Here is a 19,297-nt window from a genome sequence, read left to right as displayed (position 1 = left end):
TCTGTGACCTCTGTGGTTAAGTTTTGACGCTGATCTTAGTGTAAGGTTTTATGCAGGCCTTGTAAATCATAGACATGCAGCTCGTCCAGATGAGCCATTCCCTCCACTGCTGCCTCGGCACCAGCGATAGTCGTATAAGTTGTAACCCGCGCCAGCAAGGCCGATGTACGAATCGTGCGCGAATCGACAATGGCACTGCGTTTCTCTTCCACCGTGTTGATGACCAGCGCGATTTCATCGTTCTTGATCATGTCCACGATATGCGGACGACCTTCAGCAACCTTGTTAACCGACTCGACAGCGATGCCAGCTGCACTGATTGCCGCAGCCGTACCTTTGGTTGCCACGATGGAGAAACCGATCTCGACCAGATCCTTGGCTACCTGCACCGCACGTGGCTTGTCGCTGGCTTTCACACTCAGGAACACCTTGCCGGAACGCGGCAGCTTGACGCCGGCGCCGAGCTGCGATTTGACAAACGCTTCGCCAAAGGTTTTGCCGACACCCATCACTTCACCAGTCGATTTCATTTCAGGACCGAGGATGGTATCGACACCCGGGAACTTGACGAATGGGAAGACAGCTTCCTTGACGCTGAAGTACTCAGGCACCACTTCATTGATGATGCCTTGACTGTCGAGTGACTGACCAACCATGCAGCGCGCGGCAATCTTCGCCAGTTGCAAGCCTGTTGCCTTTGAAACGTAAGGTACGGTACGCGAGGCACGTGGGTTGACTTCCAGCACATAGACAACGTCTTGCAACTTGCCATCGATCTCCTGTTGCTGAATCGCAAACTGCACATTCATAAGACCGACCACATTCAAGCCTTTTGCCATCAACGCCGTCTGACGCTTGAGCTCAGCAATCGTCTCTTGCGACAACGAATAAGGTGGCAACGAGCATGCAGAGTCACCGGAGTGAACACCCGCCTGTTCGATGTGTTCCATCACGCCACCGATGAAGACGCGTTGACCATCGGACAGCGCATCGACATCACATTCGATCGCATCGTTAAGGAAGCGATCAAGCAACACAGGCGAATCGTTGGAAACCTTGACCGCTTCGCGCATGTAGCGCTCGAGATCACGTTGCTCATGCACGATTTCCATTGCGCGGCCGCCGAGAACATACGACGGACGCACCACCAGTGGATAGCCGATCTCCTGTGCCAGACGCAGTGCATCTTCCTCGGTACGCGCAGTACGATTGGGCGGTTGACGCAGGTTCAGGTCATGCAACATCTTCTGGAAGCGCTCACGATCTTCCGCGGCATCGATCATGTCTGGCGTGGTACCAACGATCGGCACACCATTCGCTTCGAGATCGAGCGCCAGCTTCAATGGTGTCTGACCACCGTACTGCACGATCACGCCGTATGGTTTTTCCTTGTCGACGATTTCCAGCACGTCTTCCAGCGTCAGCGGCTCGAAGTAAAGACGATCAGAAGTGTCGTAGTCTGTCGAAACGGTTTCCGGATTGCAGTTGACCATGATGGTTTCGTAACCGTCATCGCGCATCGCCAGTGCTGCATGTACACAGCAGTAATCGAATTCGATACCCTGACCGATACGGTTTGGGCCACCGCCCAGCACCATGATTTTTTTCTTGTCGGTCGGCTGTGATTCGCACTCTTCATCGTAGGTCGAATACATATAAGCCGTGTTCGTTGCGAACTCGCCTGCGCAGGTATCGACGCGCTTGTAGACTGGACGGATATTCAGCGAACGACGTTTCTCACGCACATCCTTGTCCGAAATTTTGAGCAACTTGGCCAGACGACGATCCGCAAAACCTTTTTGCTTCAGACGGAATAAGGTGTCCTTGTCGAGCGCAGCCAGCGTTTGTGTTTCCAGCCACAACTCGATATCAACGATTTCCTTGATCTGCGCAAGGAACCACGGATCGATGTGCGTCAGGTTATGCACTTCTTCAAGCGAAAAGCCTTGGGCAAACGCATCACCAACGTACCAGATACGTTCCGGACCTGGCTCGCCGAGTTCTTCCTCGATCGTTTCGCGATCGGTGGTTTTTTCGTTCATGCCATCGACGCCGACTTCCAGACCACGCAAGGCTTTCTGGAACGACTCCTGGAAGGTACGACCGATTGCCATGACTTCACCGACCGATTTCATCTGCGTCGTCAGGTGGCTATCTGCCTGCGGGAATTTTTCGAAGGCAAAACGTGGGATCTTGGTGACGACGTAATCGATCGATGGTTCGAACGATGCTGGCGTTGCACCGCCCGTAATTTCGTTGCGCAATTCGTCGAGCGTGAAGCCGACTGCCAGTTTGGCAGCAATCTTCGCGATCGGGAAACCGGTGGCTTTCGATGCCAGCGCGGACGAGCGCGACACACGTGGATTCATCTCGATGACGATCATGCGGCCATCGGCCGGATTGATCGAAAACTGCACGTTGGAACCACCGGTATCCACGCCGATTTCACGCAGGACCGCGATCGATGCGTTACGCATGATCTGGTATTCCTTGTCGGTCAGCGTTTGTGCTGGCGCAACCGTGATCGAGTCACCGGTGTGAACGCCCATCGGATCCAGGTTTTCGATCGAGCACACGATGATGCAGTTGTCGGCGCGGTCACGCACGACTTCCATCTCGAACTCTTTCCAGCCGATCAGCGATTCTTCAATCAGCAATTCGGAGGTTGGCGATGCTTCCAGACCGCGTTTGCAGATGGTTTCGAATTCCTCGGCGTTATAGGCAATGCCACCGCCGGTGCCGCCCATCGTGAACGATGGACGAATGATGACCGGGAAGCCGAGTTCTTTCTGCACTGCCCACGATTCTTCCATCGTGTGCGACACGCCCGAGCGCGCCGAACCCAGACCGATCTTGGTCATCGCGTCCTTGAACTTGGCGCGGTCTTCCGCCTTGTCAATGGCTTCCGGCGTGGCACCGATCAGCTCGACTTTATACTTATCGAGCACGCCATTGCGCCACAGATCCAGCGCGCAGTTCAGCGCGGTCTGACCACCCATGGTTGGCAGAATTGCATCTGGTCGTTCACGATCGATGATGCGTTCAACCGCTTGCCAGGTGATCGGCTCGATGTAGGTTACATCGGCCATTTCCGGATCGGTCATGATGGTCGCCGGATTGCTGTTGACCAGAATGACTTTGTAACCTTCTTCACGCAGGGCCTTACAAGCCTGTGCGCCGGAATAATCGAATTCGCACGCCTGACCGATCACGATCGGGCCTGCGCCAATAATCAGAATGCTTTTAATGTCGCTGCGTTTAGGCATTTTTGTGTTTCTCCATCATCGCCACGAAGCGATCAAACAAAGGGGCGATGTCATGCGGGCCTGGCGAAGCTTCAGGATGTCCCTGGAAGCAGAAGGCCGGCTTGTCGGTACGTTCAAAACCCTGCAGGGAACCGTCGAACAGCGACACGTGCGTGACGCGGCAGTTGGCCGGCAAGGTAGCTGAGTCAACGGCAAAACCGTGGTTCTGCGACGTGATCAGCACTTTCTTGCTGTCGAGATCCTGCACCGGGTGATTGGCACCGTGGTGACCGAACTTCATCTTGAGAGTTTTTGCACCGGACGCCAGCGCCATGATCTGATGACCAAGGCAGATGCCAAAAGTCGGAATACCGCGCTCGATCAATTCCCGGGAAGCGGCGATCGCGTAATCGCATGGCTCCGGATCACCAGGGCCGTTGGACAAGAAGATGCCATCCGGATTGAGCGCCAGCGCATCGGCAGCGGTCGATTGGGCAGGCAACACCGTCACCTTGCAACCGCGCTCTGCCAGCATGCGCAGGATGTTGAACTTGACACCATAGTCGAATGCGACGACGTGGTACTTGGGCGTAATCTGTTTGCCGTAGCCCTTGCCGAGTTTCCACTCGGTTTCAGACCATTGATATGACTGTTTGACTGAAACGACTTTGGCCAGATCAAGGCCCGCCAGACCACGGAAAGATTTCGCCAGTTCCAGCGCCTTTTCAGGGGTTGCATCTGCGCCCGCCAGAATGGCGCCGTTTTGCGCCCCCTTTTCACGCAGGATACGGGTCAGCTTGCGGGTATCGATACCGGCAATACCAACCACGTTTTCCGATTTCAGATAATCGGACAGTGATTGCGTCGAGCGAAAATTCGAAATCTGGATCGGCAGATCCTTGATGATCAGACCAGCAGCATGAATGCGGGTCGATTCGATATCTTCCGGATTGATACCGGTGTTACCGATATGTGGGTAGGTCAGCGTAACGATTTGGCTGTTGTAGCTGGGGTCGGTCAGGATTTCCTGGTAACCGGTCATGGACGTATTGAACACGACTTCACCGATCGTATGACCGGAGGCACCAATGGAATAACCTGTGAAAATGGACCCGTCTGCTAGCGCTAAGATGGCCGGTACTGTTTGGCCAGAGAAGAATGGCGGCAAGGGGTAACTCCTGATGTTGTTACCGCCGCTGCGCTGCGCCAGAGGACCGTCGAAACCCGCGTGCTGTCTGCGCACACCTACCCGAACGAAAGTTTGCTCAGGGTGTCGTACAGGTCTTGTCGGAACGATGGAAAATGAGGGTATGCGCTACGGCGGAATAAAATTAGCTAAACCGACGAATTATAGCGCAATTTGCCCCCGACTGGCAACCGCAAACGGCGCCTCGGGAGCAATCAGGAATGGACTAAATCAAAGTCCGAGAGCAGTGATACCTGCCTTGGCGATCTGCACATCCTCATTGGATTTCACGCCGGAAACGCCGACTGCACCAACGCATTGATCATTCACCATGATCGGCACACCACCTTCGAGCATGCCTTCCAGTGTCGGCGCCATCATGAAGGAATAACGACCGTTATTAATGATGTCTTCATAGACTTTCGATTCGCGACGACCAAGTGCCGCCGTTTTTGCCTTGGCTGGTGCGATATGGGAAGAAATTGGGGCCGCGCCATCCATACGTTGCAACCACAACAGATTGCCGCCGTCATCAACGATCGCAATCGTGACATTCCACTTGTGAAGCTTGGCTTCGGTTTCCGCACCGGCAGCGATTTTTTTGACTTCATCGAGTGTAAGAACCTGTTTTGTTTGCATAGCGCCTCCTTTGGAAATGAGCTGGCATTGTACGACAGGCAATGCCGACAGTGAGCAGTCCTTCTCCGTGTTTCTTATTGCTGTTTACGCTTGAGTAGCAAATCAACGAGTGGCTGCAATTCCAGAGAAAGCTGATCGAGATGCGCAATCACCTGCGACTCCTTCCCTTCTTTGATCCAGCGCAACAAGGTGGCCAGATCAACGGACGTCTGCAATGATTGTTCAGGCGGTCTTGCCGGCAATTGCATCCCGCTGCCCAGGAATTTCTCCTCCTCATCGCCAATCACGCCGGTCACACTGCTGCGCAATCCCAGCTCCGCGCGCCGCGTTGCCACCTCTTGCAAATATGCCAATGACAAATCCGCGGGATTCTCTTGCAATGGTTCCGTTACCGATACAACACCGCAACTGGCGACGAGCTCCATTTCTCCTTCACGCGGATGTGCATTTACAATCGCACGGCAAACCCGCTCGGCGAAATGACGAGCCGAATCAAAATGGATGCTGCCAGTCGCGATCGCAAAGGTGCTTGCACCAGTTTGCGTAACGCAGTCGGTCTGACGCACCGTGCGGTGCAACAACTGCCCTACTGCATGCACCAGCATAGCCGGCGGCGCCAGCGGATATCCCTCCAGCCCGACATGTTTGAGCCCAAGGCACACCTGAAGAATCACGAAATTGCGTCGTTGTCGGGTTGCGCCCGCCAGCATGGCGTCGGCCTGGGTCACCCAATCATCGGGCGACAGCAACTGCACTTCATCCGCGCGACTCTGGCGCCCCATCAAGACGTGCAGGCCCCGCTCGAACTCGTTTTGACTACTTGTCAATTTGGACAAAATATCGAGGCGAGAGAGTAACTGTGCCGTCCCGATGCCTTTGGTAATCAGGTCTGTCGCCCCCGCGGCCTTGGCGCGCTCACGCTCTGCTTGCTCGTCGCTGCCGGACACCACCACCACCGGCATAGTGCGAATCCGGCTGATCTTCGAGGCACGAATGCGCTTCAACAGGCCGTAGCCATCTAGCTTGGGCATTGTCAAATCAGAAATAACGACACGGATACTGGGATCCAGCAACAGGGCTTCCCAAGCCTGCTCACCATCCAGCGCCTCGCGGAAATCGAACATCCCCTGGATGTGTTTGATCAGGGTGGCACGAACTATGCGTGAGTCATCCGCGATCAGAATTCGGGGCTTGAGGGCAAGATCACGGGATGAATCGAGTTGCATGCAAAAGGCCTTTCAATGTTCTCGAAGCATACCGTTACCGAATAACTTTTGACAGCATTTCCGTATTCCCTTACATTCCTCCAGTCGTGAACGAACGAGAAGCGTATTTGATGGCACTTTTTCAACGAAATTTCCGTATCGGGCAAATTGCACGTTCCGCAGTCCTCTCCTCCTTTCTTGTCGGCAGTATGGTCGTCGCTGGTTCTGCATGGGGTGTCGACACGCCCGCCCAGCAGCAAGCAAACAAGCCCGCATCCAAGCTGCAAGTCCTCACCGATCATGCATCCGAACTCGCTCTGCATGCCATGGGCATGCTGGGTATCCACTACAAATATGGTGGCAGTACGCCAGAAGAAGGTCTGGACTGCAGCGGTCTGGTCAATCTGATCTTCAAGGAAGCATGGGGCAAGGAGCTGCCGCGCACGGCCAAACAATTGAGTCGTGAAGGCGAGCGCGTAGAAAAAACCGATCTTCAGCCTGGCGATCTGGTGTTTTATAACACCCTGCGCCGCAGCTTTTCACATGTCGGTATCTATCTGGGCGACCGCAAGTTCATTCATGCGCCGTCATCCGGTGGCCAGGTTCGGATTGAAAGCATGGACGTGGATTACTGGAAAAAGCGCTTCAATGGCGCACGACGTATCAGCGAACCAGAGATGTAAAACGATGTACCAATAAAAAAAGCCGTGCGATTGCGCGGCTTTTTTATTGCGTATATTGCGTATCGAATGGCCTAGCGCTCCCGCATGGCCTTCAGCTTGGCCTTGATATCTGCCATTTGCGACATTGCGGCCTGCTCGCCCGCCAGCACCGCCAGATTGCGTCCATTGAAGTCCGTGCCTTTCATCATACCGAGCGACGGACGGATCACGATGTCGGCATCCTTGAGTTCAAACTGATTAATCGTTTGCCCCATGATGGCAAATGTTTGCAACATCACATCAACCGAGCTTGATGCCAGTTGCGCTTCCGGTTGTACCGAGATATTGACCGCGATGACAAAATCCGCTCCCATCTCGCGCGCAAAGTGAACCGGTACCGGTGCCACCAGTCCGCCATCAACATACAGCCGATTGCCAATCCGCACCGGCTGGAAAACGCCAGGTACGGAAGACGAAGCGCGTACAGCCAGACCTGCATTCCCCCGTCGGAACAAGATAGGCGCCCCGCTATTCAAATCCGTCGCGACAGCAGCAAACGGAATTTTCATCTTCTCGATCGGCATGTTGTTAATAGCCTTGTTAACGTAATTCTGCAAAGCATCACCCTTCAATACCCCGCTCGAACGCGAGAACAGAGGCACCGCCCAGTCTGAAATCGACGCCTCGTCCATTTCCAGCGCCATCTTTTGCAAGGCAAATCCATTATTGCCTGCCGCATACAAGGCACCTACCACACTGCCTGCGCTGGTACCGACAACCATGTCGGGCACGATGCCTTGCGCTTCCAACGCCTTGATCACGCCGATGTGCGCGAAGCCACGCGCTGCACCGCCTCCCAGCACCAGCGCGATCCTGACCGACGCCGCTGTCTGGGGCTGCGGTGCAGCGACGACAGGCGCATCCGGTTTCGTAAATGGGGAAAGACTGCTACAAGCCGTGAGCAACACGACGAGGGAAAGACTGACAATTGCGCGCAATCGCATGGAGCATCTCAAACGGGTAAAGGCAGAAGATTACTCCGAACCCGTTCCATACGCAGTAACAAAGCGTTTCAGCGTTTTAAACACCAGCTAAACGCCCCAACACAAAGATAAGAACAATTCCTATTTATTTAAATCCACCCTATAATTTAACGAATTTCTAACAAAGAGATTTCACACCCATCATCACAAGGATGCTTCATGAGACTACGTATCACACCGGTTCTGACCGCATTGGCTCTTGCTCTTCCCTTCTCCATCGCACAGGCGGAAGAGAAGGTTCTGAATCTTTATTCGGCACGCCACTACCAGACCGACGAACAACTCTATAGCGACTTCACCAAACAGACTGGCATCAAGATCAACCGTATTGAAGCGGATGACAATGCCCTGTTTGAGCGCCTGAAAAACGAAGGCAGGAACAGTCCGGCCGATGTGATCCTGATGGTCGATGCCGCACGCATCTGGCGAGCAGAAATCGAAGGCTTCTTCCAACCCGTGCAATCCAAGATTCTCGACAGCCGCATTCCGGCCAATCTGCGCGGCAAGGACGACGGGAAAGGATCGGAATGGTTCGGCTTTTCCAAACGCGCCCGCGTGATCGTCTATAACAAGGCCCAAGTCAAACCGGAAGATGTCGCCACCTACGAATCGCTGGCCGATCCAAAAAACAAGGGCAAGGTATGCACACGCTCCGGCTCGCATCCCTACAATCTCGCGCTGATCGGTTCGATGATCGAACGCAACGGCCCGCAAGCGACCGAAGAATGGGCCAAAGGCATGGTGACCAATTTTGCGCGTCCACCGCGCGGTGGCGATACTGATCAGATCAAGGGCGTTGCCTCGGGTGAATGCGGCGTCGCCATCGCCAACTCGTATTACTACGCACGTCTGTTACGCTCGACCAAACCGGAAGATGTCGCCATGATGAAGAACGTGGGCTTCATCTGGCCAAATGCCAAGACCACGGGCACGCACTTCAATATTGCCGGCGCCGGTGTTGCCAAGAACGCACCGCATCGTGAAAACGCAGTCAAGTTTCTTGAGTATCTTGCCAGCGACAGTGCGCAATTCTATTTTTCCGAAGGTAACAATGAATGGCCGATTGTTGCCAACATTGCGACCAAGAACGAAGCACTGGATTCGCTGGGCAAATACAAGATCGAAAACATTTCGATTGCCTCGATCGCCAAAAATCAAATCGCTGCACAACGCATTCTGGATCGCGTCGGCTATAAATAAGTCGGCAATCCGGCTGCCGCTTTAAAACCAAGTGACAGACGTCTAATGAAAAAGCCGGCAATTGCCGGCTTTTTCTTTGCTCTTTACAGATGCGCCTCAGACACTCCAATGACCGGATCGCGCCAGACGAATCCCGGCAAACTGCCAACGCGCCGTCGAGGGGAAAAAATTGCGATAGCTTCGTCGACTATGACCGTCCGGCGTGACACAGGAAGAACCGCGCAATACATATTGATTGGACATAAACTTGCCGTTGTACTCACCCAATGCGCCAGCCGCAGCCGTAAAGCCCGGATACGGCGCATAACTGCTGGATGTCCATTGCCAGCAAACCCCGAACAGTTGGGTCAGTACCGATTCGTCCGACTGCATCGTCTGGTAAGCGGCATGTTCCCACTCTGCCTCGGTCGGCAATCGCGCATTGGCCCAGCGCGCATATGCATCGGCCTCAAACCATGAAATCTGCGAGACCGCCGCGTTCGGATCCAGCTTCTGCAAACCATGCAGACCGAAGACATGCCATCCATCGGCCTCGTGTCCAAATGCCTTGCCAGTGGATGCATGGACATCCTGCCAGTAAAGCGGATGCTGCAACGCCTGCGCCTGTACCCAGCTCCATCCTTCCGACATCCAAAGCTCGGGCCTGCGATACCCACCGTCTTCCATGAATGCCAGATACTCACCATTGGTGACAAGTCGGGACGCGAGCTGATACGCCTCCACGAACTGCCGATGCCGTGGCAACTCGTTATCAAAGCTGAATCCGCCTTCAGAGCCGATGGTGACGACACCGGCATCGAATGCCTGCCAGTGCAGTTCAAGATCAACCGATCGTTGCGGCGGCATGCGCGTGTAGGCAGGCTGAAGCGGATTGCAGGAAAACAGATGCAATACATCCGTCATCATCAACTCCTGATGCTGCTGCTCATGCTGCAGACCGAGTTCCAGCAACGTCATCAACGCTTCACGCTGTTCGGAGGGTAGGCGAAACAGATAATCGGGCGCCAACAGTTGTTGCATGCGACGATCGACATCATGCCGGTAGGCTTGAATCTCGCGGAGAGACGGACGCGTGAGCAAGCCGCGAAACGGCCGTGCGTACTTGTCGCCCACACCGTTGTAATACGAATTGAAGAGTACGCGAAACGCCGGATCGAATGCATGGAATGCATGCTCGAATCGTTCCAGAATAAAGGTTTCGAAAAACCAGGTTGTGTGTGCGAGATGCCATTTGACCGGACTGGCGTCTTCCATTGACTGTGCGCAACAGTCTTCTTCCGACAATGATTCAGCACGTGCCTGACTGTGTGACCTTACGCTCGCGAAGCGCTTCGACAACAAGCCCGGATCAAGCAGATGGATGGCTTCCGTTTTTGCATTCATTGGCTTTCCGATCGTTCGTTAACAGGCAGCGATGCATTACACCATGCATCCCGCTGACGGATGCTTGATTCAGTTTGGCTGCACGGCGCGTGCATGACAAACCATGAACCACTGCTGCGGATCGCTCCAGACCGTCACATCGACAAAGCCTGCCTGCGTCAGCAAATCGATGAAATCCTGCTGCGTATACTTGTAGCTGTTTTCCGTATGGATACGTTCCCCTTCTTCAAAACGTCGCACACCACCCGGCCAGCGTACGGTTTGCGGCGATAGTGCCTCCAGATGCATTTCGATACGGCTTTGCTTGGCATTGAAAAATCCACGATGCCGCCAGGCACGCAAATCGAAATCTGCTTGCAGCAAATGATTCAGATGCTGCAGCAGATTCAGATTGAACGAAGCCGTCACACCCAATGCATCATCATAGGCGGCATCCAGAATGACCGCATCCTTGACCAGATCGATGCTGATCAAAATACCACCATCGGCATTGCCCTCGTGGAGGCACGCTGCATGCACACGCGCGAGAAAAGCCAGTGCCTCTTGCGGCGTGAAATTGCCGATCGACGAACCCGGATAGAAAAAAAGCCGGTTGTGGCGTGGCACTGCCGTTGGCAAATCGAGGCGGGACGAAAAGTCCATGCCAATACCGGTCATCGCTATCCGCGGGAACTGGGATTGCAAACGACTGACTGCGTCGCGCAAAAACTGAACAGAAATATCAATCGGCACATAGTGCGACGGTTGCAATGCCGGGAAAAGACTCGCCGCCTTGGCACAATTTCCGGCCCCCAGGTCGATCAAGGTTGCGCCTGTTCCGGCGACAGCCGCAATTTCATCGGCATACGAGGCAAAGATCTGCGCCTCAGTACGCGTCGGATAATATTCTGGCAGTTCGCAAATGGCCTCAAACAGCTTGGAACCCAGCGCATCGTAGAGATACTTGGGCGAAGTCTGTGCCGATGCCGCCAATAGTCCGGCAAGCAATTCTTCCCGGACCAGTTGCGGATCTTGCTGGGTCAGTTGGATAAACTGACTCAAGCCATGCTCCCTTCTGTCCTGCCGTTGGCGTCTGTCAACAAAGGGCTGATTATGGGTGATATCGCGCAGCATGTTGAGTGCCAACCTGTTTGAAGCCTGCATATGCATCCTCGTCTTTTCGTAGTTGTTTCTCGCCGGTACGACGTCGCCCAGGCCAGATAAAAAGCGGGACGCCGCATGCAATAAGCTCAGAGTGCTACTCTATGCGCTTTGTCGCGAATAACGATGTGCGGAAACGCACTTCCATCCCGGCAAGCGCAGACAACATCATCAGAATCATCATTCATGACATCGCGTCCCACCAGAGAACAAACCAAAAGCAGTCTCGCACTGCTGCGCGGGCTTGCCCGTTTTTTGTTGCCATATAAAAAACAGATCCTGCTGGCGGGCATCGCCCTGATCGTCGCCGCAGGTGCCACGCTGGCCATTCCATATGCGTTTCGCCAGATGATCGACCTTGGTTTCGGTGCCAACGGCATTCAGAACACGGTTCATATCAATACCTATTTTCTCGCCCTGTTTGCCGTCGCCTGTGTACTGGCTGTGGCCACGGCGGCACGCTTTTATACAGTGTCCTGGCTAGGCGAGCGTGTCACCGCAGACGTGCGCAGTGCCGTGTATTCGCACGTCGTGACCCAAAGTCCGGAGTTTTTTGAAACCACGCAAAGTGGCGAAGTGTTATCCCGTCTGACAACCGATACCACCCTGATCCAGACGCTGGTCGGTACCAGTATTTCGATGGCCTTGCGCAACATGCTTCTGTTCGCCGGCGGACTGGTGATGCTGTTCGTGACCAGCATCAAGCTGTCGTCCATCATCATCGTCATGCTGGCCGTGGTGGTGCTACCGATCGTGTGGTTCGGGCGACGCGTTCGCACCTTGTCCCGCGACTCGCAGGATCGGGTGGCCGATGCCGCCGCACTGGCCGGCGAAATTCTGAACGCCATGCCGACCGTGCAAGCCTACACGCATGAAAAGATCGAGGCCCGCCGCTTTGGCGGCAGCGTGGAAAATGCCTTCTCGGTTGCCATCAAGCGTATCCGCGCGCGCGCCTTGCTGACGATGATTGCGATTCTGCTGATCTTCGGTGCCATCGTATTTGTACTGTGGCTGGGTGCGCATGCCGTGCTGGATGGGGGCATGAGTGCCGGCCAGCTCAGCCAGTTTGTGCTGTATTCGGCGATTGTCGCCGGAGCCATCGGCGGACTGTCCGAAGTGATGGGCGATGCCCAGCGAGCGGCAGGCGCGACCGAACGGCTGCTGGAACTGCTAGCCGTGCAATCGGCCATCGCTTCGCCCGCCACGCCGGTCAAGTTGCCGCCGCGTCGTGCCAACGGTGCGTCACTCACACTCGACGATGTAACCTTCCACTATCCGTCACGTCCGCTTACGCCGGCATTGGCAGGGGTATCGGTCGCCATCGATGCCGGTGAAACCGTTGCCGTGGTCGGCCCGTCCGGTGCCGGCAAGTCATCGTTGTTCCAGTTGCTGTTGCGCTTTTATGATCCGCAAGCAGGCTGCATCGAAGTCGATGGCATCGATATCCGCCAGCTTGATCTGCACATATTGCGCGACACCATCGGCATCGTGCCGCAGGATACCGTGATCTTCTCTGCCAATGCGATGGAAAACATCCGTTATGGCCGGCCGGAAGCCAGTGACACGGATGTCATCGCTGCCGCAAGAATGGCGGCCGCACATGAATTCATCGAGCGTTTGCCCGAAGGCTATCAATCCTTCCTCGGTGAACGTGGGGTCCGGCTGTCCGGCGGGCAGCGGCAGCGTATCGCGATTGCACGTGCCTTGCTGAAGAATCCGCCCATTCTACTGCTCGATGAAGCAACCAGCGCGCTGGATGCAGAATCCGAGCGTCTGGTACAAGGCGCGCTGGAGGCGGCCATGGTCGGTCGTACCACGCTGGTCATCGCGCACCGGCTGGCAACTGTGCAGCGCGCCGATCGCATCATCGTCATGGAACATGGCCGCATTGTCGAAAGCGGCACCCATGCCTCGCTGGTTGCTGCCGGCGGGCTGTATGCCGGGCTGGCCGCCTTGCAATTCGGCCATCCCTGAATGCGCTGCAACGGCGTCGCAAGCAAGACGGCAATAACGGTAAAATAGCGACTTTTGCGACGCGGCGCCTGCCGCCCGCCACTTCACAGACCATACGGAACAAGCATGAAACAGTATCTGGATCTGGTACGCACGATTCTCGATACCGGCACCTGGCAGGAAAATCGCACCGGCATCCGCACCATCAGCATTCCGGGTGCGATGATGCGCTTCGATCTGCAAAAGGACGGGTTCCCGGCCATCACGACCAAACGTCTGGCCTTCCGCTCGGTCGTCGGCGAACTGGTGGGCTTTCTGCGCGCCTCGCGCAGTGCGGCCGATTTTCGCGCACTGGGCTGCAAAGTATGGGATCAGAACGCCAACGAAAATGCAGAATGGCTGGCCAACCCATATCGTCTTGAAGAAGATGATCTTGGCCCAGTGTACGGTGTGCAATGGCGCGCATGGCCCGCTTACAAGCTGATCGAATCGGACAAGAAAGCGCAAATTCAGGATGCGCAGCAACGCGGCTTCCGTGTCGTCGGCGTCGTCAAGGATCAGGGGACCGACAAGGTCCTGCTCTACAAGGCCATCGACCAGTTGCGCGACTGTCTGGATACCATCATCAAGAATCCGGGCAGCCGCCGCATCCTGTTTCACGGCTGGAATTGCGCCGACCTGGACGCCATTGCCCTGCCAGCCTGTCATTTGCTGTACCAGTTCTTGCCGAATCAGGCGACCAGGGAAATTTCCCTCTGTCTTTATATCCGCAGCAACGACATCGGTCTGGGCGCGCCATTCAACATGGCCGAAGCCGCTGCACTTCTGCATGTGGTCGGTCGCCTGACAGGGTATCAGCCGCGCTGGCTCACCTACTTCATCGGTGACGCACATATCTATGAAAACCATCTGGATATGCTCAAGGAGCAATTGCAGCGTGAGCCGTATCCTGCACCGAAACTGATTCTGTCGGATCGCATTCCCGATTACGCCGTGACTGGCAAGTACGAACCGGAATGGCTCGACAAGCTTGAGCCTATCGATTTCTCGCTGGAGAATTACCAGCATCATGCGCCGCTGACCGCGCCCATGGCCGTCTGACTTTGCCAACGAGATACACCATGCCCGCACCTCTGACTCTCGTCGTCGCCATCGATGCCAATAACGGCATCGGCATCAACAACCAGTTGCCATGGCATTTGCCGGAAGATCTGGCGCATTTCAAGCGCACAACATCTGGCCACCCGATCATCATGGGTCGCAAGACCTTTGATTCGATCGGGCGACCGCTGCCCAATCGCCGCAACATCGTTATCACCCGCAATGCCGACTGGCAGCACGATGGCGTGGAAGCAGTGACGTCGATCGCAGCGGCGACAGCGCTGGTCGGCGACACGCCCGCTTTCATCATCGGCGGCGGGCAGATCTTTACCGACACCATGCCGGTTGCCGATCGCCTGATCGTCACGCACATCGACAAAGTGTTCGATTGCGACGCTTTTTTTCCGGCCATCGATCCAACCGTCTGGCAGGAAACAGCGCGCGAGTCGCATCATTCCGATGCCGCCGGTTTCGACTATGCCTACGTCACCTACGAGCGACGTGCACCCACCGCCTAGAGCCGATTTGTCACCCTGTCGTCACAATGCCGCACCAGAGTGTGGGTCTTCGTACAAACGGCGGCTATTTTCTCCCCTCTCGCCGCCCATATCTGCGAAAATTCGCTTTTTTTAACCGGCGCATCACCCCGCGCCAGATGTGCCATTCCTTGCTATCCGTCTTGCTGGAGACTCCATGAAATTTCGCTTTCCCATCGTCATCATCGATGAAGATTACCGCTCTGAAAATACGTCAGGGCTCGGCATCCGCGCTCTGGCGGAAGCGATCGAAAAGGAAGGCATGGAAGTGCTGGGCGTCACCAGCTACGGTGATCTGTCGCAATTCGCTCAGCAGCAATCGCGTGCCTCGGCCTTCATCCTGTCGATTGACGATGAAGAATTCGGTGCCGGCTCGTTCGAGGAAACCGATTACGCGCTGAAATCGCTGCGCGCCTTCGTCGAGGAAATCCGCCACAAGAACGCCGACATCCCGATCTACATGTATGGCGAAACGCGCACCTCGCGTCACATCCCGAACGACATCCTGCGCGAACTGCACGGTTTCATTCACATGTTCGAAGACACGCCGGAATTCGTCGCGCGTCACATCATCCGCGAAGCCAAGTCGTATCTGGACAGCCTGGCGCCGCCGTTCTTCCGTGCACTCGTTGAGTATGCAAAAGACGGTTCGTATTCTTGGCACTGCCCCGGTCACTCGGGTGGCGTGGCGTTCCTGAAGTCGCCGATCGGCCAGATGTTTCACCAGTTCTTCGGTGAAAACATGCTGCGTGCAGACGTTTGCAACGCTGTTGAAGAACTCGGCCAGTTGCTCGACCATACGGGTCCGGTCGCCAAGTCCGAACGCAATGCCGCGCGCATCTTCAATGCCGACCATTGCTATTTCGTGACCAACGGTACCTCGACCTCGAACAAGATGGTCTGGCATTCGACGGTGGCACCCGGCGATATCGTCGTGGTGGACCGTAACTGTCACAAGTCCATCCTGCATTCGATCATCATGACCGGCGCGATTCCCGTGTTCCTGATGCCGACGCGTAACCACCTCGGCATCATCGGCCCGATCCCGCTGTCGGAATTTTCGATGGAAAACATCCAGAAGAAAATCGAAGCCAATCCGTTCGCGCGCGAAGCCGTCAACAAGAAGCCGCGTATTCTGACCATCACGCAGTCGACCTACGATGGCGTGGTCTACAACGTCGAAGTACTGAAAGACCTGCTCGACGGCGAGATCGACACACTGCATTTCGACGAAGCCTGGCTACCGCACGCCACCTTCCACGACTTTTACAAGAATATGCATGCGATCGGCAAGGATCGTCCGCGCGCACGCGAGTCGATGATCTTCTCGACGCAATCGACGCACAAGCTGCTGGCCGGCCTGTCGCAGGCGTCGCAAATCCTGGTACGCGAATCCGAAAAGGTCAAACTCGATCAGGATGCCTTCAACGAAGCGTATCTGATGCATACGTCGACGTCGCCGCAATATTCGATCATCGCTTCGTGCGACGTCGCGGCAGCGATGATGGAAGCACCGGGCGGTACCGCGCTGGTCGAGGAAAGCATTCTCGAAGCGCTCGACTTCCGCCGCGCGATGCGCAAGGTCGAAGCCGAATGGGGTGACAAGGACTGGTGGTTCAAGGTCTGGGGCCCGGACAGCTTCTCCGAAGAAGGCATCGGCACGCAGGATGACTGGATGATTCGTGCCGAGGATACCTGGCACGGCTTCGGCAATCTGGCGCCGGGCTTCAACATGCTCGACCCGATCAAGGCCACCATTGTCACGCCGGGCCTGTCGCTGGACGGCAAATTTGGTGAATCGGGCATTCCAGCCTCGATCGTCACCAAGTATCTCGCCGAACACGGCGTCATCGTCGAGAAATGCGGTCTGTATTCGTTCTTCATCATGTTCACCATCGGTATCACAAAGGGCCGCTGGAACACGCTGCTGACGGCGCTGCAACAGTTCAAGGACGACTACGACAAGAACCAGCCAATCTGGCGCATCCTGCCGGAATTCGCTGCCGCCAACCCGCGCTACGAAACCGTCGGCCTGCGCGATCTGTGCCAGATGATCCACGACTTCTACAAGGCCTACGACGTGGCACGCCTGACGATGGAAATGTATCTGTCCGACATGCAGCCGGCGATGAAACCATCGGACGCGTTTGCCAAGATGGCGCACCGCGAGATCGAACGCGTCGCGATCGACGATCTGGAAGGTCGCGTTACCTCGATCCTGCTGACGCCGTATCCACCGGGCATTCCACTGCTGATTCCGGGCGAACGCTTCAATCGCACCATCGTCGATTACCTGCGCTTCGCACGCGACTTCAACGAGAAATTCCCGGGCTTCGAAACCGACGTCCATGGTCTGGTCACGCGTGAAGTCGATGGCAAGCGCGGCTATTTCGTGGATTGCGTCAAGCAGTAAGCCGCTTTCGCCGGGGATCGCATGCAACCGTTATGCAGACTGATCCTCGGTGACCAACTCAACCCGAACCATAGCTGGTTCGGGGAAAAACGGCGCGACGTCATCTATCTGATGATGGAGGTGCGGCAGGAAACCGACTACGTCCTGCACCATGCGCAGAAAATCATCGCCATCTTCGCCGGCATGCGGGATTTTGCACGGCATCTCCGCGAACAAGGTCATCGCGTGCATTACCTGCACATCGACGATGCCGGCAATCTTCCTTCCCTGACGAAGAATCTCGACCGCCTGTTGCAGGAACACGATGCAAGCGGCTTCGAATATCAGGCCCCCGACGAATGGCGACTCGACGAGCAGCTTGCGCAATACATCGGCACGCTCGGCATTCCTGCGCGCATGGTCGACTCCGAGCATTTCTATACGACGCGTGATGAAGCCTTTCATTTATTTGAAGGACGCCAGCACTGGTTGATGGAGCACTTTTATCGCCAGATGCGCATCAAGCACAACGTACTCATGAGCGGGCCACGCAAACCAGTCGGCGCGAAATGGAATTTCGATCACGACAATCGCAAAAGCTGGTCAGGCACGCCACGCGAACCAGAAGATGTGCGAACGCTGCACGATCATTCCGTGCTCTGGGAATCGATTCGCGATGCGGGCGTCAACAGCTTCGGCAGGCCATCGGCTGCCGCGATTCCATGGCCTTTGAATCGAGAACAGGCATTGCAGCAACTGGATCATTTCATCGACGAAGCATTGCCGCATTTCGGCGACTTTCAGGATGCCATGCACACGAAGGCACCAAGGTTGTTCCATAGCCTGCTGTCGTTCGCACTCAACACCAAGATGCTCGATCCACGCGAGGTGGTGGAAGCGGCCGAACAGGCTTATCGTCGCGGTCATGCGCCCTTGCCTGCCGTCGAAGGATTCATTCGCCAGATTCTCGGCTGGCGCGAGTATGTACGCGGTGTGTACTGGGCGCACATGCCCGGCTACGACAAGCTCAACGTGTTCAAGCACGAGACGCCGCTGCCTCACTGGTTCTGGGATGGAAAAACCAGGATGCGTTGCCTCTCACATGCGATTGGTCAATCGCTTGACGATGCACATGCCCATCACATTCAGCGCCTGATGGTGATCGGCAACTTCGCGCTGCTCGCCGGTCTGGCGCCGCAGGAAGTACACGAATGGTATCTGGGTGTGTACGTCGATGCCTTTGAATGGGTGGAGCTGCCGAACACGCTGGGCATGAGCCAGTTCGTCGATCACGGCATGCTGGCAACCAAGCCTTACGTTTCCAGTGCTGCCTACATCCATCGCATGAGCGATTACTGCAAAGGCTGTCATTATGATCGGCGCAAACGTGAAGAAGACGATGCATGTCCGTTCAACGCATTGTATTGGGATTTTTTTGATCGCCACGCCGATTTGTTGAGCAGCAATCCAAGACTTGGCATGGTCTATGTGCAGCTTGCAAAGATGTCCGATGAATCAAAAGATGCGCTACGCAGCAAGGCACACCAACTGCGGCGACAACTTGAGGATCTGTAGCATTGTTGTGCCGCATGACCTGAGCGGACCTCTTCAA

General features: G+C 55.7%; 14 protein-coding genes. 7 read left to right on the top strand and 7 right to left on the bottom strand.

Translation table 11 applies throughout. From position 1 onward, the window contains the following. Positions 1-35: 35 nt before the first annotated feature. The 4 genes from carB to IEV29_RS00925 form a co-directional block, all read right to left on the bottom strand. Positions 36-3,266 carry a carbamoyl-phosphate synthase large subunit gene (gene carB, locus IEV29_RS00940; RefSeq protein ID WP_188379400.1) on the bottom strand — a complete coding sequence of 1,077 codons (3,231 nt, stop codon included), beginning with the start codon at positions 3,264-3,266 and terminating at the stop codon, positions 36-38. Then, positions 3,259-4,413, bottom strand: a complete 1,155-nt coding sequence (gene carA / locus IEV29_RS00935; protein ID WP_188381025.1) for a glutamine-hydrolyzing carbamoyl-phosphate synthase small subunit — start codon at positions 4,411-4,413, stop codon at positions 3,259-3,261. The genes carB and carA overlap by 8 nt, the downstream gene beginning before the upstream one ends. Before the next feature lie 249 nt (positions 4,414-4,662). Next, on the bottom strand, positions 4,663-5,070 hold the full coding sequence (locus tag IEV29_RS00930) for a GlcG/HbpS family heme-binding protein (protein ID WP_188379399.1): 408 nt from the start codon (positions 5,068-5,070) through the stop codon (positions 4,663-4,665). A 74-nt stretch (positions 5,071-5,144) separates the two neighbouring features. Further along, on the bottom strand, positions 5,145-6,296 hold the full coding sequence (locus IEV29_RS00925) for a response regulator (protein ID WP_188379398.1): 1,152 nt from the start codon (positions 6,294-6,296) through the stop codon (positions 5,145-5,147). Positions 6,297-6,406: 110 nt separating this feature from the next. Here IEV29_RS00925 and IEV29_RS00920 point away from each other — a divergent pair, with 110 nt between their 5' ends. Then, the gene (locus tag IEV29_RS00920) at positions 6,407-6,958 is read left to right on the top strand and encodes a C40 family peptidase (RefSeq protein WP_229726126.1); all 552 of its coding nucleotides are present in this window, start codon (positions 6,407-6,409) and stop codon (positions 6,956-6,958) included. A 71-nt stretch (positions 6,959-7,029) separates the two neighbouring features. Here the strand turns inward: IEV29_RS00920 and IEV29_RS00915 are convergent, their stop codons facing one another. Beyond that, on the bottom strand, positions 7,030-7,941 hold the full coding sequence (locus IEV29_RS00915; protein ID WP_188379397.1) for a patatin-like phospholipase family protein: 912 nt from the start codon (positions 7,939-7,941) through the stop codon (positions 7,030-7,032). A 198-nt stretch (positions 7,942-8,139) separates the two neighbouring features. Here IEV29_RS00915 and IEV29_RS00910 point away from each other — a divergent pair, with 198 nt between their 5' ends. Then, positions 8,140-9,180 carry a Fe(3+) ABC transporter substrate-binding protein gene (locus IEV29_RS00910; protein WP_188379396.1) on the top strand — a complete coding sequence of 347 codons (1,041 nt, stop codon included), beginning with the start codon at positions 8,140-8,142 and terminating at the stop codon, positions 9,178-9,180. A 96-nt stretch (positions 9,181-9,276) separates the two neighbouring features. On the opposite strand, the gene egtB is transcribed toward IEV29_RS00910, so the two are convergent. Together egtB and egtD are read right to left on the bottom strand one after the other, a co-directional pair. Beyond that, positions 9,277-10,563, bottom strand: a complete 1,287-nt coding sequence (egtB, locus tag IEV29_RS00905; protein WP_188379395.1) for an ergothioneine biosynthesis protein EgtB — start codon at positions 10,561-10,563, stop codon at positions 9,277-9,279. A 69-nt stretch (positions 10,564-10,632) separates the two neighbouring features. Beyond that, a complete protein-coding gene (egtD, locus tag IEV29_RS00900; RefSeq protein WP_229726124.1) occupies positions 10,633-11,604 on the bottom strand; it encodes an L-histidine N(alpha)-methyltransferase in 972 nt (323 codons plus the stop codon). A 285-nt stretch (positions 11,605-11,889) separates the two neighbouring features. Between egtD and IEV29_RS00895 the strand changes: the two genes are divergently transcribed. From IEV29_RS00895 to IEV29_RS00875, 5 genes are all read left to right on the top strand, one after another. Then, entirely contained in the window at positions 11,890-13,677 is a 1,788-nt protein-coding gene (locus IEV29_RS00895; RefSeq protein ID WP_188379393.1) for an ABC transporter transmembrane domain-containing protein, read from the top strand. A gap of 105 nt (positions 13,678-13,782) precedes the next feature. Further along, positions 13,783-14,757, top strand: coding sequence for a thymidylate synthase (locus IEV29_RS00890; RefSeq protein WP_188379392.1), 975 nt, complete (start codon positions 13,783-13,785; stop codon positions 14,755-14,757). Between the two features lie 20 nt (positions 14,758-14,777). Continuing rightward, positions 14,778-15,275, top strand: a complete 498-nt coding sequence (locus IEV29_RS00885; RefSeq protein ID WP_188379391.1) for a dihydrofolate reductase — start codon at positions 14,778-14,780, stop codon at positions 15,273-15,275. Between the two features lie 175 nt (positions 15,276-15,450). Beyond that, positions 15,451-17,706, top strand: a complete 2,256-nt coding sequence (locus IEV29_RS00880) for an arginine/lysine/ornithine decarboxylase (RefSeq protein WP_188379390.1) — start codon at positions 15,451-15,453, stop codon at positions 17,704-17,706. Positions 17,707-17,727: 21 nt separating this feature from the next. After that, complete coding sequence (locus IEV29_RS00875; RefSeq protein WP_188379389.1) at positions 17,728-19,260, top strand: cryptochrome/photolyase family protein; 1,533 nt, start codon at positions 17,728-17,730, stop codon at positions 19,258-19,260. Positions 19,261-19,297 lie beyond the last annotated feature (37 nt).

This window comes from Oxalicibacterium faecigallinarum, assembly GCF_014635705.1.
In the GTDB taxonomy this organism is placed as follows: Bacteria; Pseudomonadota; Gammaproteobacteria; order Burkholderiales; family Burkholderiaceae_D; genus Oxalicibacterium; species Oxalicibacterium faecigallinarum.
Note: the sequence above shows the minus strand (reverse complement) of the source record. Positions and strands in the feature narration are given on the sequence as shown.